The organism is Streptomyces sp. NPDC055749, from assembly GCF_053617235.1.
The window spans coordinates 106,795-124,304 of sequence record NZ_JBSHFH010000009.1 but is presented as its reverse complement, the minus strand read 5'-3'; the positions used below and the strand labels follow the sequence as shown (position 1 = coordinate 124,304).

The window sequence follows — 17,510 nt, the reverse complement described above, 5'->3', positions numbered from 1 at the left end:
ACGGCCCGTATTGGTGCGTGCTTATCAGCTTCCGAAGATGCCCGGTCCGGCAGACTCGGGATGTTCGTCCGCACGATGAATACCGGCGAGCCCGATACCCCGCATAGTCTTTCTGCGGGGCACGCCACGTTCCTCCATGGCGTCGTAGAACATGCGCCGAGTCCAACGTTCTCGCGCCGGAAGGTTCTCAGCTTCGCACCAGTCCAAATAGGAATTGAACGCTTCGGTCCCATTCATTACGTGGTCTTCCGTGGTGAGTTCTAGTACGCCCGGAAAGAACCCGGCTAGCTGGTCGCTCGTCTCGCGGTACTCACGTGACGCACCTGTGATGACCTGCGGGTCTTGCAGTCCACCCATGTACCACTCGACAGATCCGCGCACCGCCCACGCTGCGATTCCCTCGGCTTCGGCGAGTAGCCGCGTGTCTAGCGCATGGTCTCGCTCATGGGGTGCGAAGTACCGTACGAAAGGCAGCAACTTGACGCGTCGCCAAAGCCCCTCATCTTGCGACTTAAAGCGGGGCTTGTGATTCGTCGCAAGTAGCAACAGAAACGACGGCTTGAATTCGAAAAACTCGCGCCGTAGATACCGGGCACTAATCATGTCCTTACCGGTGACCCGCTTTAGGATCGCTTCGGACATAGGTGCCCCACTCTCACCCTCGGACGCCATGACGAGCCGAGCACCGCGCAACGCGGCAATGTCGTTCGGAATGCCACCACTGGACTTTGCTTCGAACGTGGCGAACGGAGTTGTCTTGCTAATCGCCCGAAACACCGCCGTGAGCGTGTCCACCAGAACCGATTTACCGTTAGCCCCCTTTCCCCACATGACCGCGAAAGCCTGCTCCGTGACATGTCCCGTGATGCCGTAGCCGACGAGCCGCTGTATGTACGCGGGCATGTCTGGCATACCGGGGAAGATTTCTTCTAGGAAGGCTTCCCACCGGGGGCACTCGGCTTCCGGCCGGTAGTCGATATCAAGCCCGTCCGTCAGCATGTCGCGCATGTCGTGCGAGCGAATACGGCCCGAACGGAGATCCACCACGCCGTTACGGAAGGCGAGCAGATCGGGGCGGTTATCAAAGTCCACCGCTTCCACACGCACCGTAGGAACAGAGCGGAGCTCGGTCATCAGCGCGTCAATGCGGCTGGTCATCGTGAATCCGCGAGCCGCTTGGGTCTGCCCGGCAAGGACGAGCGCGGCCCCCATACGGTGGATTTCCTGCCGTACGCGGGTGTCCGAGCGGACCCACACGGACCCGTCCCACGAATAGAAGCCAAGCCCCGGTGCGTACCGGATTCGGCCCCCGCACCAAGCAACGAGCGCGTGCGCGTTCATGGCGTCCGACTCGCCAAGCTGCCCCACCAGCCGGGCAAGGATCTCCGCGGCTTCGGCCCCCTGGTCGCGCGTTACCGCGTCGGCTCCGGTGCGTTCGGCAAGCTCGGCGGACCGTGCTTCGGCCACCACGTCCGCGGAGTCCCGTACGGGCCGGGCCCCCTTGACTGCGCGGTGCAGCTCGGGAGCGAACCGCTCGGGGTCTCGCTCGCGCCATGCGGTCAAGTCGTCGCCCTGGTGCGGGAGTTGGAGCCGAAGCGCGTTTACGCCGTGCTCTGCGAGTCCGGACGCGAGCCGGGACGTGAACCCTTGCCCGGCGGTGTCGTTGTCCCCGGCGAGGATGACGAGCGAACCCCGCAGACCCTCGGCAAGTTCACGCACCAGCTCGGGCGAGCCGGCGAGGGCAGCACCGCGAATCGCCACGGCGTCATAGCCGCACGCAACCGCTGTGAGCGCGTCCCCCGGTCCCTCGCAGACCAGGACGACCCCGTAACCGCCCGCCCCGCGGAACACGCCGTAAGGGGTCCAGCGGTGACCGCGGGGGTTCATGAGCGAGAGCCACCGTGCCGGGCACTGCCCGGACAGGTCACGTCCCTGTAGCCCTCGCGCCACTCCGTCGAACCCGCACAGCGGGACCGTCAGACGGGGGTGTGCCCGGTACTGCCGAGACAGGTACGGGAAGTCCTCGCCCTGGTCGCCCCCGTCCACGCCCAAGCGGAGTTCCGCGGCTGTTGCAGCGTCGATTCCGAAGCGCTCGGAGAGGTAGGCGAGCCCTCGCCGGCTGAGTGCGGACGCGTCGTCCTGGTGCTCGTCGTCCTCGCGCTCGTCGGATCGTCCGCCCTGGTCAACAAGGGTGGCTGTTGCGCGGTCTATGTAAACGGCGAGCCCGGCAATGTAGCGGGCGGGCACCAGCTCGGGGCGTTCGGCGGACACCGTGGCACCAGGGCCGGACACGTCGAACAGATCGGACCAGCCGAGCCCCACGGCCCGAATCACATCCTCGGTACGGCAGCCCGCCCGGCACGTGAGCCGAACTTTCAGGTCCTCGCCCCGCCATATCCGAAGCGAGGGACGGGAGTCCGGGTGTGCGGGGCACTGAGCGGAGTACCCGCCGTCCTGGTGCTCGTCCACGGTCCCGAACCGTGAAAGCAGATCAGCGAGCAACACGACGCGCCACCCCCGCCCGCATGTCATCGAGCAGAGCGGCGAACCGTTCGACGTCGGTCGTCAGATACCAGCGGCCGGAGTCGAGACCGCGCAGTGAAGCGGCGAACCCGTACCGCTCGAACATGGCGCGCGTGGACAGCCCGAGGGCTGTACGTGTCCGGGTCCACGTACGTACGTCAAAGTGGACCCGTCCCGAGCGCACGCCGAGCCCCCGCCGCTTGTGCACGACCACGCCATAGGGGAACCCCGCGTGAACGGCTTCCACCTTGGATTGACGGAGCCACGTCGGTACTGCGGGGCTCCGCACGTCCTTACATTCGAGAATGAACGGGACAGCGTGCACGTCCCCGATATCGCGTGCGCCTTCCTGTGCGGGTCTGCGGACGTTCATCCCGTCGAACGGGTCCAAGAACACCCCATTGTCATCCACCAGCCCGAGGAACGCGTTAAGGAAGTTCCGCACGGCGCTTTCCCAAGCGGTTCCCCTGGTCTTGTTGGGGTTAGCCATTGTCGGCCCCCTGCCGTACAAGGCAGCCCCGGCCCATTGCGTGAGCTGCCGCAGCGAGATACCGAATCCAGTCCGGACGCTGCCGCCACCCGTCACGCAAAATGAGTTCGTCACCCACGGAGAGTTCCCGCACGTCCCCGAGCGGGGGTGCGTCCTCGGCGGTTATCTCTAGAATCATGCTTCCCCCCACATGACAAAGGGCCGGACAACCCGATTAGGTCGCCCGGCCCTTTGTCCGGTCGTTCGTGCTAGTTGCGTTCGCTGGCCACACCCGGAATGACGAGCCGGACGTGTTCGGCTGAAATCCATTCCTTACGGAGTGAACGACGCTTGGTGAATCCTGACTCAACTCCGGTCGGCTTGACTCGCAACATGGCGCGCAAACGCCCGTCAACAAGCCGCGTGGTTACCTTGTCAACGATGGCGTCCGCCATTCGTACCCGGTTACCCTGCCGTGCCGAATAGGCCACCAGGTCCCCCCGGTACAGTTCCTCACCGCTGTAATCGGTGACGACCCCCCGTTTACCCATCGTTCTTTTCCCCCTTGTGATTCAGCAAGTGCAGATATGCCGTGAACGCCTGTTGGCTCACGACTCCGTTACCGGCTGCCTTTAGCTGCCTGGAACGGTTGAGCCCCAGAATGTGCGTGATCCAGCCTCGCGGCAACCCCATAAGCCACTCGGCGAAAACGGACGCGAGACGACGACCGCCACGGGGCCCGAACTCGACCGGAATTGGAGCCGGCGAGCCCATGAGGGTTTCCCATCGGTGCACGGCGGGGGCGAACTCCGCCCACCATTCCGGCGGGGAATGGAACGCCCCTGGTGTTTCCTCGGCAACGTCCGGGTCCACGGGCAGCAAGAACGAAACCTCATCATCGAGATTCGGGCCGTGACCGCCCGCCCGCCGCTTTTCTGGATGCTGCGGGGCACCGTTGGTGCCGAGATTCGCGGTAGGGGTTTTGAATAGCTTGGTGGCCCTGTCCTTATCGAATAGCCGAGCTACTGCGGTAACGAGATCGTCCCCGCCCGCTCCTTCCCTGTCAGCCTTTGCGAAGTCAGGTCCGCGCGAGCTGTCCGAGGCTGTTGGGGTCGGTAGAAGGGGTGGCAATGCAGAACCACCGATCTCGCATGTGGGGGGCTCCAGCGTTGGACGCGCGGAAGCAACACCAGCGCGCGTCATACCCGCTCGCGGCCAATCCCGCGAGTAGGTGCGCGAGGCCCCGGTTTCGGATGGCGGATACGTTCTCCAGGAAAACGACCCGTGGTCGAAGAACGCGAACGGCCCCGAGAACGCTTTCCCAAATCCCCGAACGCTCGCCATGAATCCCCGCCCGCTTCCCCGCGTTTGAAATGTCCTGACAGGGAAACCCTGCCGTGATGATGTCCACCTTTCCCGCGAGGGTGGACCAATCGAACTTGGTAATGTCTCCGATGTTCGGTGCGTGCGGATAGCGGGTGGCCAGGATCAGGGACGCGTACGGATCGATCTCCGCTACGTACCTGATCCTGTCCCCGGTCAGAGCCTCCACGGCCCGACCGATTCCCCCGTATCCGGCGCACAATTCAATAATCGGTATGGTGACGCTCCCCCTTAGCGGGGGCCCCGAAGATGACCCCCGGAGCCCCCTTGGCCGGCTAGTAGGTCGGCTCAGCCACGGCGTCGTTCCAGCTCTTGAGAACCTTTACGACCGGCTTGAAATACGACACGTCCCGGCCCTTCTTGGTGGTGTACTCGACCAGCTCAATGCCGAGTTCGGCGAGGGCTTCCGCACCCACCTTGTCCAGCGCGTTGCCGATTTCGTGCAGAACCTCGGCGAGCTTCCACGAACCCGTCTGGAACCGGAAGAGGCCAAGGTCGTAATCCTCGGCGAGCCGGAACAGAATCGAAATGCTCGGGCCCGGACCCCGCTTAGCCTTGTGAGCTGCCTTACGGTCTTCCATGAGGCTCGGGCAGCCGCACGGCTTGCCCCGATCCTGGTCCGGAGAAAGGAACTCGACTCCGTCGCAGTGGTGGATAAGGACATTGCCGTTCCAGAGCTTCATGTCCGACGTGATCGCGTCCGGGCCGGAAAGAACCGCCTTGACGCGCTTGGTGTCCGTCAGAATCTCAATGAAATTTTCGGACGTGGAATCGGTCTCTACCGGCTGCCCGCCCATGAGCTGAGCAATAGCCGCGGCAACGTCCGGGTCACCGGTCGTCACCTTCCACTCTGCGAGGGCTTCCGGAATGCCGTTGACGGAGCGGCCCGAGTGGAACCGCCCAACGGTGTCATCCGAAAACGAACCCTTCGGCTTGGCATCCGGGTCGGTCTCGAAGATGCGAATAGCCATACTGTGAATCCCCCTGGTTTTGGGCATGAAAAAAGGACGAGCCGTTGTGTGTGCTCGTCCTGGTCCTGGTGGTGCGGGTGCTGTTAGCCCCGCCGCTGCGTGCCGGTGATGAGCCGGCGGACGCTCTGCGCAATCGGGCTGCCGAACACGGTCTTGGAAATCTCGCGGTCCCACTGGAAGACGTGCCGCAGCGTCAGAAAGACATTGAAAATCTCTTCGTCGATCCGTACGGGCTTGAACACCCATCCGTCCGGAGTGATGTGGAGAACGGCAGCCCCGTCCACTGCGGGCATGGGCTCGGAAGTACCGTCCGGCGCAATGATCCGGTCCGCATGGGCATAGGCCGACAGCTGTAGAGCCACGTCCGGATACGCGCTCTTGCTGGTCTTCCAGTCCACCAGCAGCGTGTGCCACGTACCGTTTTCGTGGTCGGGCTTTCCGTCCTCGCCGAGCCGTACGCGAATGATCGCGTCAAAGGAACCCGCGTACTGGTGCTCATCCGACCAACACACGTCCTCGGCCCTGATCAGCTCGGGACGGACCGCTAGAAGGAACTCGGCGAACCCGAGCCGGTACGGCTCCAAGTCCGGATGCACTCGGCCGAACTCTTCCAGCCGGATCATGCGTTCAAAAAGGTCGTGAGCATCGCTGCCCACCTTTGCCCGCAGATTGGTGTAGCGGGTGTGGCTGTTCCGCAGGAAGTCAACAGCCCCGGCAGGGTCGCGCTCGGCGATTGCACGCACAGCGTCCAGGTTCTCGACTGCTGTTTCTGCGGTCATACGTGCAGCCCAGAAAGTCAGGAAGGGCTTAGGGAGCATCCCGACAACGGACGTGACCCCCGGAACCTTCTCGGCGGTCTCAGGGCTGATATAGAAGCGCGAGCCCCCGCGCTTGATTGTCCGGACGGTTTCGGGCATAGGTGTCCCCTCGTGGTTATTGATGTGTGATCAGCGAGGGATGACGGGATGACGTTTTAGACCTCTGTTTGGTATGCGTCTAGAAAATTAGAGAGAAGCCAAAAGGGGGGTCATGTCGTCATCCCGTCATGCCCCGCGCGCTGGTGTCAGCGAGGAACGGCGAGCCGGTCCGCGAGCGCGTGCAGCTCGGCGAGGGTGCCCCCGTTGGTGAGCACGGCATCCGCCGGATAGTCGTCTAGCTCGGTCTCGCTGGTGTGCTGCCGCTCGTCCTCGCCGGCTGGTCCGTGCTCGCCCGGACGCTCCACACGAACGAGCAGGAACCCGCGAGCAGTGAGCGCTTCGGCTTCGTTCTCGTACCGGCAGTCCGTGACGACTACCGGGAGGTTCCACCGGTCGGCTACGTCCACCTTGGCGAGGGCTGCCCGGAGCCAATACCGCTCGTCCTGGTCCCGGACCGACTGCCCGAGCCGCTGCAACGTGCGCCGTACTTCCGGACGAGCCTTCGCCCGGTCCCATCCCTCGCGCCGCACTACGTCAGACAAGCGGATGGGAAGCGGTCCGTACCCGGTCGGCTCGCTCGCAACGATGGGGTCCACGGACAGAGCTAGGTCCCGCAGCGGGTCCGCGAACGCCACACGGGCGAACACGAACCGCGAGACGAGCCGGGCCCCGATGGTGTCCTTACCGGAGCCCGCTCGGCCCATGAGGGCAACGTGCCTGTGGCTCACTCCGCGGCACCCTCGGCGTGGTCCTGGTGCTCGTCGATGGTGTCGCCCTGGTTGCCCTCGCCGGCCGTAGCGGTCTTGGCGTTCTCGGCTCGCTGGACAGCCTCACCGGTACCGAGTACCGCGGCGACCAGACCGAGGACGAGTGCGCTCGGCAGCTCGGGGAAGTAGTGCGCCACAAGGGCGAGGACTGCTACGGCCACGGCATAGAGCCGAGCCGGATGGGACTTGATGAACGTCATGGGTTCCCCCTGAAAGTTGCTGTGTGTGAACGAATTGGATTTGCGTTCCCGAGCTGGTCCCCGCCGGGCGGGGCACCGGTTACGGGGAGTCGCTAGGACTTGGGCACCCGCAGTGCGTCCCACGTGGTCTTGCCGGGCCAGCCATCGGCAGCCGAGCCGGTATAGCCGCGCTTGCGCTGCCAAGCCGCGTAGCTCTTGCGGTCGCTCTCGGTCCACTGCGGACCAGGGCCGGACGCGTACTTGCCACACCCCTCGGCTACCAGCCGCTTCCCCATGGCCGTGACGAGAGCGGAGCGCGGGTTCTTCCTGAACCACGCGGCACCAGGGAACGGGGCATACACCGGGGTCGGCTTCGGCGTGCTCGCCTTTGTCTTGAGCTTCTGGCCGGGCGTGATCCGGTAAGGCGACTTGAGACCGTTAAGGGTGGCGAGGGTCTGCCACTTGATACCGAGAGTGGCCCCGATGGCAGAGAGCGTGTCGCCGGGCTTCACGGTGTACGTGCCCGAGCTGGACGAGCCACCCGAGCGGGAGAGTGCCTTAGCGCGGCGGGCAATCTCGGGAAGCTGAGCCACGATCTTGGTACCGGGGCAGCTCGGGTGATTGCCCCAGGAAGCCCCGCCCATGGCGTGATACCCGAGACCCCGCCCAGATGGGCCGGACGCCACCTGTAGAGGTACGCCGTAGGTCTTGTGGACCCAGGCGAACACTTCGGCAATCCGGTCCATCTGCGCGGACGTGAGAGCGTCCCCACCCTTTCCCTCGTTCTCGATGGAAAGCCACGTGGTGTTGCCGTTCGCCTGTGCCCAAGCACGGTTGGCAGTGTCCACCCACTGATAGAGCGCGCCGCCCTTACCAGTGCCGAAGTGCGAGGACGAGCGGGCAGCCGGATTGCGGAACCAACTATCAGTCCCGGCGAGGGTGCCCGCCATGATGTGCACGACCAGCCCGCGGACCGAACTCTGTCCGCCGCTGGTGTAGTTGAGCGCAATGGGACGCCACTGCGCCCCGCTGTACTTGGCCATTCATTCCCCTGTTTTGGGCATGGAAAAGCCCCGCCCGGTATCAGCCGGCGGGGCTGGTGTCTGGTGGTGCTGGTGGCTACTGCGCGAGCTTGACGACCGTCAGCCCCGCAGCAACTACGGTTGCCACGGCAGTAATCACGGCCACGGGGATAACGAACTTTCCGCGCTCGCTCTCAAGCCCGCGAATGCGGTTCTCGTGATCCTCTAGCGTCTCGGTCACGTTCTCCCCTTCCTGGCCGAGTGACCGCACGTCCTCGCGGAGCCCGACCACTTCGTCGTAGATTTCGCGTGCGCCAATTCGGACCCCCAACGGGTCGTCCTGGTGCTCGTTCATGTCCCCCCTGGTGCTATGTGGGCGGGGGTGCATTTGGACGCGTTGGTGGGTCCGGAGTCAACCCCGAGTCCGCGGGCACTCCGTTACTTTTGGTGCCTCTGAGTGTGAGGACTTGGGTAACCTTCCCGCCGCTTCCCGATATTCTGTTGCCGACGACCCAAGCGAGCGTGTCTAGCTTCGCCCCCGATTGGTCTACTACTCGGACCACGTCCCCTAGATCTATTCGGGGGTCCGGTAGGATCTCCAAATTTTGCAGCAAGGGAGCCGGATAGGCCGATGCATCCAACAAGGCTTTCGCCACGTTGGACGCGTCCTGCGCGTATTGCAGCCACACCCCACCGTCATGCTTGTACGACTGGACCCCGTAAGCCTTTTGGCTTTCCGCATGCTGTGCTTTGGCCAGGGAGTCCACGGGGCTTCCGGTATTGCTCCCCGGCTTGGTCGCAATCAGGTTGGAGGCGTGATAGTACACAGCGCTGGACGAGAGATTACGAACGGTTAGAGTCACCGTGCCGCCCTCGCGCCGCACACTCGATTCAACGGCACCCCGTACTACGGCTGATGTTGTGCTGGCAGTAGCGCGGACAATGAGGTTTCCGAAACCATTCAGGTCCGCACTCAACGCCGGACAGCGCGGGTCGAATTGATTTTCGTTGATCGGCATATCACGGGTGATAGCACCGCCCGCAGAAATCGCGATGGGGTCTGTTGGATTGTCTGCCACCCCATCCAGTTCGTATTCGTAGCCGCCCCAGTTCTGCCAAGCCACGGTGACGTCATTCCGGCACGCGTCGATCTCTTCGGAAACGGTGAGCTTGCCGAGTTCCCGAGTAGCCGACACGGTGACGTTCGGAGCCGTGGGGACAGTCGCCCATCGGCTGTAACCTCGCCACCGGAAGAACCCGTCCCGGTCGAATTCAGCCGTTGAAAGGGTGGCGCGAGCTATATCGGTAATCACGCTCCACGCATCCCCACTGACCCGCGGGAAGGTGGCTAGCGGCCCATACGGGACACCGAGTGTCGCCCCCTTGGTCCACATGCCTTCCAACGTGGCGTTAGCCCTGGTCACGGGCCTCGCCGGCAGTTGCGATATCTGCAAGGCTTCGGCTCGAACGTTGGTGAGCGTCAGGTGGATTGCACGCAGTTCACCCGGCGGTGAAAGCGTGGTTGTCAGGCTCTGAATCGTCCCCGTCCACATGCTCGTTCCCCGCGTAATGATAGGGACGACCGATGGCATACCCCCGGTCCACTTGAGCCACCACCCGAAATGATAGGTGTCCTGGAACAAATAGGTGTCGGTGTTCCACGTCACCCGCTGATTCAAAAGCGGATTGGGGTCCGGCCCATGACTCACCGTCAATACGCCGGTATAGAAGTTCACTTCAAACGAAATGAACATGTCGCTACCGGAACCGTTCTCGTACTGGAGTCGGTAACGGAATATCTTGTCCCCGGTCGAACCCGTGGTGGTGTTCGCCCATCCTTCCAGCCACAACCCATCTGACGAGCGATTAACCGCCTTCGCTCCGGGATAGTAGTTCGCGGTGCACGACGTCAGATAGGAAGTATCAACAACGCTTTCGTGAGGGGCGGCAGTGCGAGACCAGAAGGACCACACGCCCGAGATGCTTTCCAACGAACCTATGGCCGGAGCTGCACCACCATGCATTGCCGCGTAAAACAGCGCGGTGCTACGTGGCGGGGGACAAGTATGGATACCCGCTCCCCGCAATAGGTGATCAACAACCCACGTTGCCGAAGTGTGCCACTGAAACGGAGTTCTCCACGGGTTGACTGTGGCTAGCGGGATATCCGGGTAGGGCAATCGAGCAGGCATCCGAAGCCGCTCCGCCCCGTCCAAAGCGGACAGTTGAACAAGATCCGTCCCGCTCTGCGCAGACCGATTGCGGACAGTACCGCGGAAGGCATCCAGGGATGTCCCGCTGATTCCCCAACCGTGCACCGCAGATTGGCCGGGCCGGGCCATGTCCCCGGTACTCCGCGGAGCCCACGGCCCATACAGCGCGGGAGCCGACGTGTCCCCAGCCCCGGTTACCGTTACGTCCAGTTGGGCACTGGTGGACCCGCTGAATGCCCGCATGGCGTCCGGCAGATCGGTTGCGTATGCCCGGTCCAGTGACCAGCTCTGGACTTGCCCAGTCACATCCTTTCCGCCGAGCCGGACCACTTGGGAAGGCGACCGTTCGCCCTCGCCGAGAGCATTTGTCAGAGCGGAGTTACCCGGTTGCACTGGATTTCACCTCCACCAGCTCTAGGCCAATATCTCGATAGGCACCGTTGCCCGCACTCATGGCGTGCGTATAGCCCGTAATGCTGTACGGCGGGCAGCCGTCACCCGCGGGACGCTCGCCGGCCAGCAGGGCAGCGGAGACATCCCCGAGGGAAAATATTGACGCCCCCAAGTCCCATAGCCCCGTTGCTGTAAAAGCCACATAGGGGCGGACATAAACGGCCCCGGCTGGTGCCGTAGCTACCAAGGGCGTCCCCGGTTGGCTGGCCGTGGCCGTAGTCATGAAATTCTTCGCAGCGTTGTACCAAGCTACTTGCGAATTGACCATCGCTGCCCCAGCGGCAACTAGCCCCGGCGTCCACCACGTGTATTTCATTCCCGGAACAACTGGGATTCCGTGAAAGTACGGATGCCGCCACACCAAATCCGAGTGCCCGGATGTTCCGATGATCTCTACGGAGACCGTGTTAGGTGTGTAGGCCCCGAATGACCCGCCGTACAGGATGATTTGTGAGCCGGTCACTGCCCACTTACCGTCCGCCGCACCTAGCCCGGCTGCCTGGTCCGGGGCGAGTAGGTTGCGGGACAGCGGGTCCACCAGGGCGACGGGTCCCGGAGTGTCCACCCGCCGGGCAAGCCGGTCAAGGTGGTTCACGTCGTCCCGCTGCATGGCTGCCCATGCGACCTTGAGCCGGCGAGGGCGGACCGGGGGTGTCCATGTGGTGACACCCCCGGCAAGTGAGCGGAACTCTGTTACCCCTAGGTCGGGGCTCCGGTCGAATGAGCTTGCCCCGTCCCGGATTTCCCGGAGTGCACCGGGGCTACCAATCCACACCGGGTATCACCTCCTAGCTATCTGTCTGTTTCCAGCTGCTACGGCTCGCGCTATCTCTTGCTCGCCGATGCGAAGCACGATTTCCCGCGTGTCCTCGCCGAGCCGGTCCAGCAGCATTCGCCGAAGCTCCGCCCATGGTTCGTACGACTCCCGCACTCGGGAAAGTCGCCCGGCTGCCTTTGCAGCATCCACGGTCGGAATCTTCACCATTGCCTGTAGCCGTGCATCCAATGTGCGCTGTTCTTCGTCGATTCCCTCAATGACACCACCGGGAATCCAACGGCCGATCTCGTCGCGCATAAGCGTGGACGGAGAATTGATTCCGAGCGCGTCCGCAATGGGACCAGGAATCATGCTCTTGGCCCACCCCGTGAGGGTTTCTTTCAGCCAAGTTCCCATTGCCTTGATGCCGTCCCAAAGGCCGTACACCAAGTCCTTCCCCTTGCTGACCAAGAGATCACGGAAATCCCCGAGACTATCGCGGATGCGCTTCGGCAGCCCGCGCATGTAGTCCACGAAATCGCCCACTTTTTCGCGGGCTTTCTTTCCGAAATCTCCGACCCAACGCACGGCGTCAACGAAAGCGGTCCCCAACCGGCCGATAAAGCCGATCACGTCGCCTATCCAGTCGATTGCAGTTCCAAGCACTGAGAACAGCCCGGAAAAGATCGGCCCTGCTAGTCGAATGATCACCGGAATCACGGCACCGAGAATTTCCGCCGCGAGCTCTCCGAGCCACGAAAGAATCGTGGTTACAACAGAGATCACGGGTTGGGCTTTCTGCACCAGCTCGGAGAGCTTTCCGCCGATCATCTGCACCGCAGGGACTACCCGCGAAGTGATGAACTCGGAGAGTGCGGAAAAGATCGGCTGCACATTCTGGAGAATGGCGGTGTAAATCCGCATGGCAGCCGGATAGATGTTCTCGGTGAAGATAAGTGCGAGATTCGTGAGGATAGGTGCCAGAGCGCTATAGACCGCTGTGTAAAGGGACATGAGCGCAGGAATTACCTGCGTGGAAACGACGTTCCAAACGCCTTGCATAGCGGGCAACACGCTGGTCTGGAATTGCTGGACGAGTGCGCCGACGCTCGGAGCGAGCGTGTCACGGATGGTCGTTGCGAGCCCGAGCAGGGTTTGCCCGAATCCCGCTATTGACTGCCCGCCGGCTCCGGACTTAAGCGGGGGCAACACCTTGTTGCCGATGAAATTGCTAATCGCCACTTCGGCAGTGCGCTTGAACTGTTCAATACGGGCGGACGCATTGTTGTGCAGCGCGTCGCCCATTTTGTCCGCTGCCCCGGCGGTGTCGCCCATTGCCTTCACGGCCGTGGACGGGTCAAGGGCAAAGAGTGCTTGCCCAAGATCCTCGGCTTTCGTGCCAAATAGGCCGACTGCCGCAGCGTTCTTTTCGGCAGGGTCCTTAATGGCCTTGATGCCGTCTAGAACTTGCTGCAAGCCCTCGCGGGCACCAGCCCCACCACCAGCAATCTTGCTGGTCATGTCCGCGGCATTAAGCCCGATTGCCTTATAGGCGTCCGCACTCGCCTTACTGCCGTCCGTCGCCCTGATCTGAAATTCTTTCAGCGCGTCGGCAACAGTATCCGTGTCCCTTGCGCCTGCCTGTAGACCCTGGGACATGAGCCCCATTGCGTCCGCAGCGGAAAGCCCAAGATCACGAAACTTGGTCGAATACTCGTTGAACGTATCGGCCATGTCATCGGCCCTCGGACCCATCCGCTGCATTCCAGCGGTGAGAATGTCGAGAGCTTCCGTGCCATCCTTGGCCAAACCGTTCTTGAGGATCTGCCCAACAGCATTACTCGTCTGCGCTAGGTCGAGCTCGAAAACATCCGACAGGTTGGCAACCTTGCCGGTGATCTCTTCAATCTGCGCATTCGTCGCTTCGGGTGGCAGGATGCCAGAACGCATGATGCCCGAAACTGCCGCGGCAGCCTCTTCCACGGAACCGGTGATCCCGTGTGCGTAGAGCTGTCCGGCGGACTCTCCGTACCGCTTCGCTTCGGCTGGTGTCGCCCCTAGCGTGGCTTCGATCCGGCCGTTAATGGCGGTCTGGTCCAGCGCATCCATGAACCCTTTTGCGAGCACCGCAGCGGCGGCAATACCTACGGCTGCCAAGCCGCCTTTAAGGGCTCCACCCATTTTCCCGGTGAAGCCCTCGCCGGCTGCCTGCCCCCCTTGCTGCCCGACTGTATCGGCCGGTCCTGCAACTTGCCTTTCCAGCTCTGCCGCGAACCCTTGGACTTCGGGAACGACGGACACATAGCCCATGCCGACTTCCACGGCCATTAGCCATCACCCCCCGGTGTCGGCTGGAATTGGGCGAGATACGCGGCTACCTGTTGCGGATCACGCTCGGTGTTACCGATTCGGTCGGGACGGATACCCGGGCGAGGAATCGGGGCCGGTCGCCGGCTCGGGGTCTTAGCCCCCGCGTTTCCTCGCTGCCAATTCGCTTCGGCAAGCCGGTCATGCACTGCCGCGAGTAGCTGTGTGACGAGATCCCACCCGGCATCTTCCCCGGACATTTCTCGGACTAGGGCGGAGTCTGCGGGCAGCCCTGAAATCAGAGCCCGTACGCGTCGCCATGTGAGCCCGGAGCCGGGGCGGAACACATCTCGTATGTCCGTCCCATAGAAGCGCTGGAAATCGGCTTCTATAGCCTCCCCGTGCTCGCTTACGAGTCGGTAGAGGCGGAGGATTCCCCCAGCGGAGTACCCTCGTGCTTCTGCCACTGCCGAAAAAGCTCTCCCAGCGCAGCAAGCGGGACCGGGACGGAATCGAATCGGTCCCACTGGTCGCCGAGTCCAGCCCTTAGAAGGGTCTCGATATCGCGGGCAGACGGGGCTTCAATATTGACGGACGAGAGAACGGACTTATCCAGCTCACCCGCCGCGGGCATCTCGAAAAGGAGACCGGCCACGGAGAACCGGAAAGGGGTCTGCCGAGCTTCGGCAACCCAAACGTCAAGGTCAAAAGTCGTACTCATAGTGCCTACCTAACGGTTTGAGACGAAAGCTTTTGCTAGATCACGCGGCAGGCGTGGTTCCCCATGCCGGGTCGTCGCTGTACTTGATTGCAACCGTTCCGTCTGCACCGGGGTAGGCGGTCACGGTGAGTTCGTAGGCAATGGCCTCGTCACCCTTGTACGTGATATCGCCGGTCTCGGTTACCTCACCGTCCGGGATCACGATGCGAACGTGAGACTCCCCGTCGATTACGTCGAATCCGAACTGTCGACGGTCTGGGCCGGGAGCCTTAACGGCAAGCACGCTCTTACCGCTGGTCGTAACCACCTTGGAACCCTTGTGGTAGAGCTCAAGAACGGTCTTGCTGGTCTCGATTGCGGTGAACTTGTAAGCCACCTCGGACGAGCTGATGACCTTTCGGACTGTCTGCCCGCCCTGCCATCCCTTGATTTCCGTGGTGTCCGCCGAGTTGGACTCGGTAATACCGTCATCGGAGATCCATCCGATATCGGTAGCGGTCTCCGGCCACGGCGTAGTTGCATCTACCGGCTTTACGGAATCGAGCGGAGCTACGTAAGCGGCCCCGGTAATTGCGACGCGCACGGCGTTAGCGTTTAGAGGCATAAAGCACTCCTTGGTTGATATGCGTTGAATAATCAGGTTTGCCCGGCTGTAGAATCCCTGGCTATGGATGCAGGATTGGCCGCCGTACTCGGCGCATTGGCGGGCGCTACCGGAGCTGTAGGGGCGGGACTAGTTACCGGGGTATCTCAGTGGAAAACCGCTAAGTTCGGGGCTCGGGCGGAACACACCCGGCAGCGCCGCGAGTTCCGGCAAGCGTCATATCGAAAGTTCATCGAAGCCCATTGGAGCTTTGCTGAAATCGTTGACTCATTTTATTTCGAGCAGTACCCGACTCCCGAGATATTTACAATTCAGACAGCAGAGCGCCTAGAAGAATCCTGGAAGGGCCTCCAAGCGGCCTTCCTGGACGTCGCGCTAGCAGGTCCGAAAGAAGTTGCGCACGCTGCCGAAGAACAGAACTCCGCAGTGCGGGTAACGGCAAAGCGGTTCCATGAGATTGCACTTTGCTACACAGGGGCAGACGGATACGAACGCGACGCCATACCCGGATTCTTTCAGTCCCTGCAAGGTATTACGACTGAACTCGGAATACGCGATTTCCTAGACGTGGCACCAATAGCGCTTGACAATGATGGGTCGGACAAGAGCCCCGGGTAGCTACAGCACCCGCCCGCGCATGTGGATTTCAACGGCGTACGCGTAGCGCGCCTGGCCGGATTCGGAATCGGGAAGCCACTGCGGGCCCCCGACTTCCGTAACGGTGTAGACCGTCACCCCGCCGCGAACTCCGGGAATCACCCAGAGCAGTCCGCGGACCAGGGCGCACAAGTCGTATGCGGCGGCTTCGGTGTCCGCCCATGCGTGCACGTCCAGCCGGGCCCGGTCACTGACGACGGTCTGACGCGTGCCCCCAACCCGTTCCACGCGGACGAACCGCGTAGGTCGAGGCGAGGGGATGCGAGACACCGCGGGGACGGGCTCGCCGGCTGCCGCGAGGGCTTCCCGGAGATAGCCCGTCACCACGGCCACGGCGTCCGGCATGAGGATGACGGGGCGACTCAATCGGCACCGTCCATCCCGCGGAGCAGAGCCCGCCGAGTGCCTTCCGCATCCCGCTGTTTCTTGTAATTACCGATCACGGCAGCACGCCAACGGCGGGGACCTAGCGCGGAGTCCGTTCGGAACTCCCCGCCGTCCGTGCTCGCTGCGGCGGCAATCCGCTCGGCAACGCGCTGCACTTCGGCCCCCGCTTCCGACGTCTTCATAAGGCTGTTGATGCCGTTGCGGTTCGGTCGGAACCTCATCCGGTCACCTCCTTTAGCCGGGCTTCGGTGTGGTGGTGACGATCGGCGAGGGCCCAGCGGGCAACGTCCCCGTCCACGTCCAGCACCCGCCCGAGGGCAACCACACGGTCACCGGGGGCTAGGTCAATATCGGCTCCGCGGCGGGTGATCAGTCGCCACCCCGAGACCACAACGGGGCGGTCTCCGGTGTCCTCGCTGGACGTGTCCGGCTGGACAGCAACGCGCCGGTACGTCGTCCTGGTGGCGTTCTCCCAATCGCGTACGGACGTGGTGTTGCCGTACCGGTCCACCAGGAACGGGGCTCGGAGCGTCACGACGGTCTGTGTGTAATGGGCGCTCACCGGAGCCCCAACACGCTTACGCGCTTGCGGTATCGGCCGAGTAGGTCCCGGTCCGCCGGGGCGAGGGATGCCCCGATGGTCTCGGCGGAGTACGTCACGGACACCGAACCCACGGACTCTTGCCGTAGGTCTCCGGGGTTCGAGAGCACTCGGCCGGCGAGGGTGAGCACCACGGCGAGCACGTCACCGGGCACGGCTGCATACCCGTGCGTGTAGGTGACGGTCGCCGGCTGGTCGTCGGGAAGCCGAAGCCGGTCCCTGACGAGCTGCCACCGTTCGGCGGGGACGAGCTGCCCGCCCTGGTGGACGCTCTGCACGGAGACCACGGGACGTTGCGGCAGCACCGCCCATCCCTCATGCGGGTACAACAGTGCCGAGCTGGTCCCCCTGGTGAAGCTCTGCCGTGCTTCGGCACGCACGATGCGGGATGCCACATCGAGCACCAGGGCAGCCGACTCGGGCAACTCGTTCGGCTCGGTCTGCATCCACGCGCCGAGCTGGTCCACGGTGGCGAGGGCGGGCAATTCCATTCCGTCCCCCTCTTACTTGACTGTCTGAGCGGCGCACGCCAGACACCGCGTGACGGTCCGTGCCGCCCCGCCCGAATCGAGAACCGGA

The 17,510-nt window shown here is 63.0% G+C and carries 17 protein-coding genes; 1 reads left to right on the top strand and 16 read right to left on the bottom strand.

Annotated elements, in window-relative coordinates:
* Nucleotides 1-24 precede the first annotated feature (24 nt).
* The 13 genes from ACWGO0_RS09455 to ACWGO0_RS09395 all read right to left on the bottom strand — a co-directional run bounded on the left by ACWGO0_RS09455 (nt 25) and on the right by ACWGO0_RS09395 (nt 15,286).
* Nucleotides 25-2,322 carry a phage/plasmid primase, P4 family gene (locus ACWGO0_RS09455; protein WP_453530522.1) on the bottom strand — a complete coding sequence of 766 codons (2,298 nt, stop codon included), beginning with the start codon at nt 2,320-2,322 and terminating at the stop codon, nt 25-27.
* Nucleotides 2,323-2,491: 169 nt separating this feature from the next.
* Nucleotides 2,492-3,013: a hypothetical protein gene (locus tag ACWGO0_RS09450; RefSeq protein WP_453530519.1), complete on the bottom strand. Its 522-nt coding sequence runs from the start codon at nt 3,011-3,013 to the stop codon at nt 2,492-2,494.
* Between the two features lie 248 nt (nt 3,014-3,261).
* Entirely contained in the window at nt 3,262-3,543 is a 282-nt protein-coding gene (locus ACWGO0_RS09445) for a hypothetical protein (protein ID WP_453530516.1), read from the bottom strand.
* Between the two features lie 527 nt (nt 3,544-4,070).
* A complete protein-coding gene (locus ACWGO0_RS09440; protein WP_453530513.1) occupies nt 4,071-4,577 on the bottom strand; it encodes a DNA cytosine methyltransferase in 507 nt (168 codons plus the stop codon).
* A 73-nt stretch (nt 4,578-4,650) separates the two neighbouring features.
* Nucleotides 4,651-5,346 (bottom strand): recombination directionality factor, encoded by a 696-nt coding sequence (locus tag ACWGO0_RS09435; RefSeq protein WP_453530511.1) that lies wholly within the window; start codon nt 5,344-5,346, stop codon nt 4,651-4,653.
* 83 nt (nt 5,347-5,429) lie between these two features.
* Nucleotides 5,430-6,263 carry a hypothetical protein gene (locus tag ACWGO0_RS09430; protein ID WP_453530508.1) on the bottom strand — a complete coding sequence of 278 codons (834 nt, stop codon included), beginning with the start codon at nt 6,261-6,263 and terminating at the stop codon, nt 5,430-5,432.
* A gap of 146 nt (nt 6,264-6,409) precedes the next feature.
* The gene (locus tag ACWGO0_RS09425; RefSeq protein ID WP_453530505.1) at nt 6,410-6,967 is read right to left on the bottom strand and encodes a deoxynucleotide monophosphate kinase family protein; all 558 of its coding nucleotides are present in this window, start codon (nt 6,965-6,967) and stop codon (nt 6,410-6,412) included.
* 20 nt (nt 6,968-6,987) lie between these two features.
* Nucleotides 6,988-7,230: a hypothetical protein gene (locus ACWGO0_RS09420; protein WP_453530503.1), complete on the bottom strand. Its 243-nt coding sequence runs from the start codon at nt 7,228-7,230 to the stop codon at nt 6,988-6,990.
* Nucleotides 7,231-7,322: 92 nt separating this feature from the next.
* Nucleotides 7,323-8,252, bottom strand: coding sequence for a peptidoglycan-binding protein (locus ACWGO0_RS09415; RefSeq protein WP_453530501.1), 930 nt, complete (start codon nt 8,250-8,252; stop codon nt 7,323-7,325).
* Nucleotides 8,253-8,328: 76 nt separating this feature from the next.
* On the bottom strand, nt 8,329-8,586 hold the full coding sequence (locus ACWGO0_RS09410) for a hypothetical protein (protein WP_453530498.1): 258 nt from the start codon (nt 8,584-8,586) through the stop codon (nt 8,329-8,331).
* Nucleotides 8,587-8,599: 13 nt separating this feature from the next.
* On the bottom strand, nt 8,600-10,222 hold the full coding sequence (locus ACWGO0_RS09405; protein ID WP_453530495.1) for a hypothetical protein: 1,623 nt from the start codon (nt 10,220-10,222) through the stop codon (nt 8,600-8,602).
* Nucleotides 10,223-11,678: 1,456 nt separating this feature from the next.
* The gene (locus ACWGO0_RS09400) at nt 11,679-13,982 is read right to left on the bottom strand and encodes a phage tail tape measure protein (protein WP_453530492.1); all 2,304 of its coding nucleotides are present in this window, start codon (nt 13,980-13,982) and stop codon (nt 11,679-11,681) included.
* 740 nt (nt 13,983-14,722) lie between these two features.
* A complete protein-coding gene (locus ACWGO0_RS09395) occupies nt 14,723-15,286 on the bottom strand; it encodes a phage tail tube protein (protein ID WP_453530489.1) in 564 nt (187 codons plus the stop codon).
* Nucleotides 15,287-15,349: 63 nt separating this feature from the next.
* On the opposite strand from ACWGO0_RS09395, the gene ACWGO0_RS09390 reads away from it, so the two are divergent.
* A complete protein-coding gene (locus ACWGO0_RS09390; RefSeq protein WP_453530486.1) occupies nt 15,350-15,904 on the top strand; it encodes a hypothetical protein in 555 nt (184 codons plus the stop codon).
* Here the strand turns inward: ACWGO0_RS09390 and ACWGO0_RS09385 are convergent, their stop codons facing one another.
* From ACWGO0_RS09385 to ACWGO0_RS09375, 3 genes are all read right to left on the bottom strand, one after another.
* The gene (locus ACWGO0_RS09385; RefSeq protein ID WP_453530483.1) at nt 15,905-16,288 is read right to left on the bottom strand and encodes a hypothetical protein; all 384 of its coding nucleotides are present in this window, start codon (nt 16,286-16,288) and stop codon (nt 15,905-15,907) included. It lies immediately after the preceding gene.
* A 259-nt stretch (nt 16,289-16,547) separates the two neighbouring features.
* On the bottom strand, nt 16,548-16,865 hold the full coding sequence (locus ACWGO0_RS09380; RefSeq protein ID WP_453530480.1) for a hypothetical protein: 318 nt from the start codon (nt 16,863-16,865) through the stop codon (nt 16,548-16,550).
* 23 nt (nt 16,866-16,888) lie between these two features.
* Nucleotides 16,889-17,422 carry a hypothetical protein gene (locus tag ACWGO0_RS09375; RefSeq protein WP_453530477.1) on the bottom strand — a complete coding sequence of 178 codons (534 nt, stop codon included), beginning with the start codon at nt 17,420-17,422 and terminating at the stop codon, nt 16,889-16,891.
* Between the last annotated feature and the right edge of the window lie 88 nt (nt 17,423-17,510).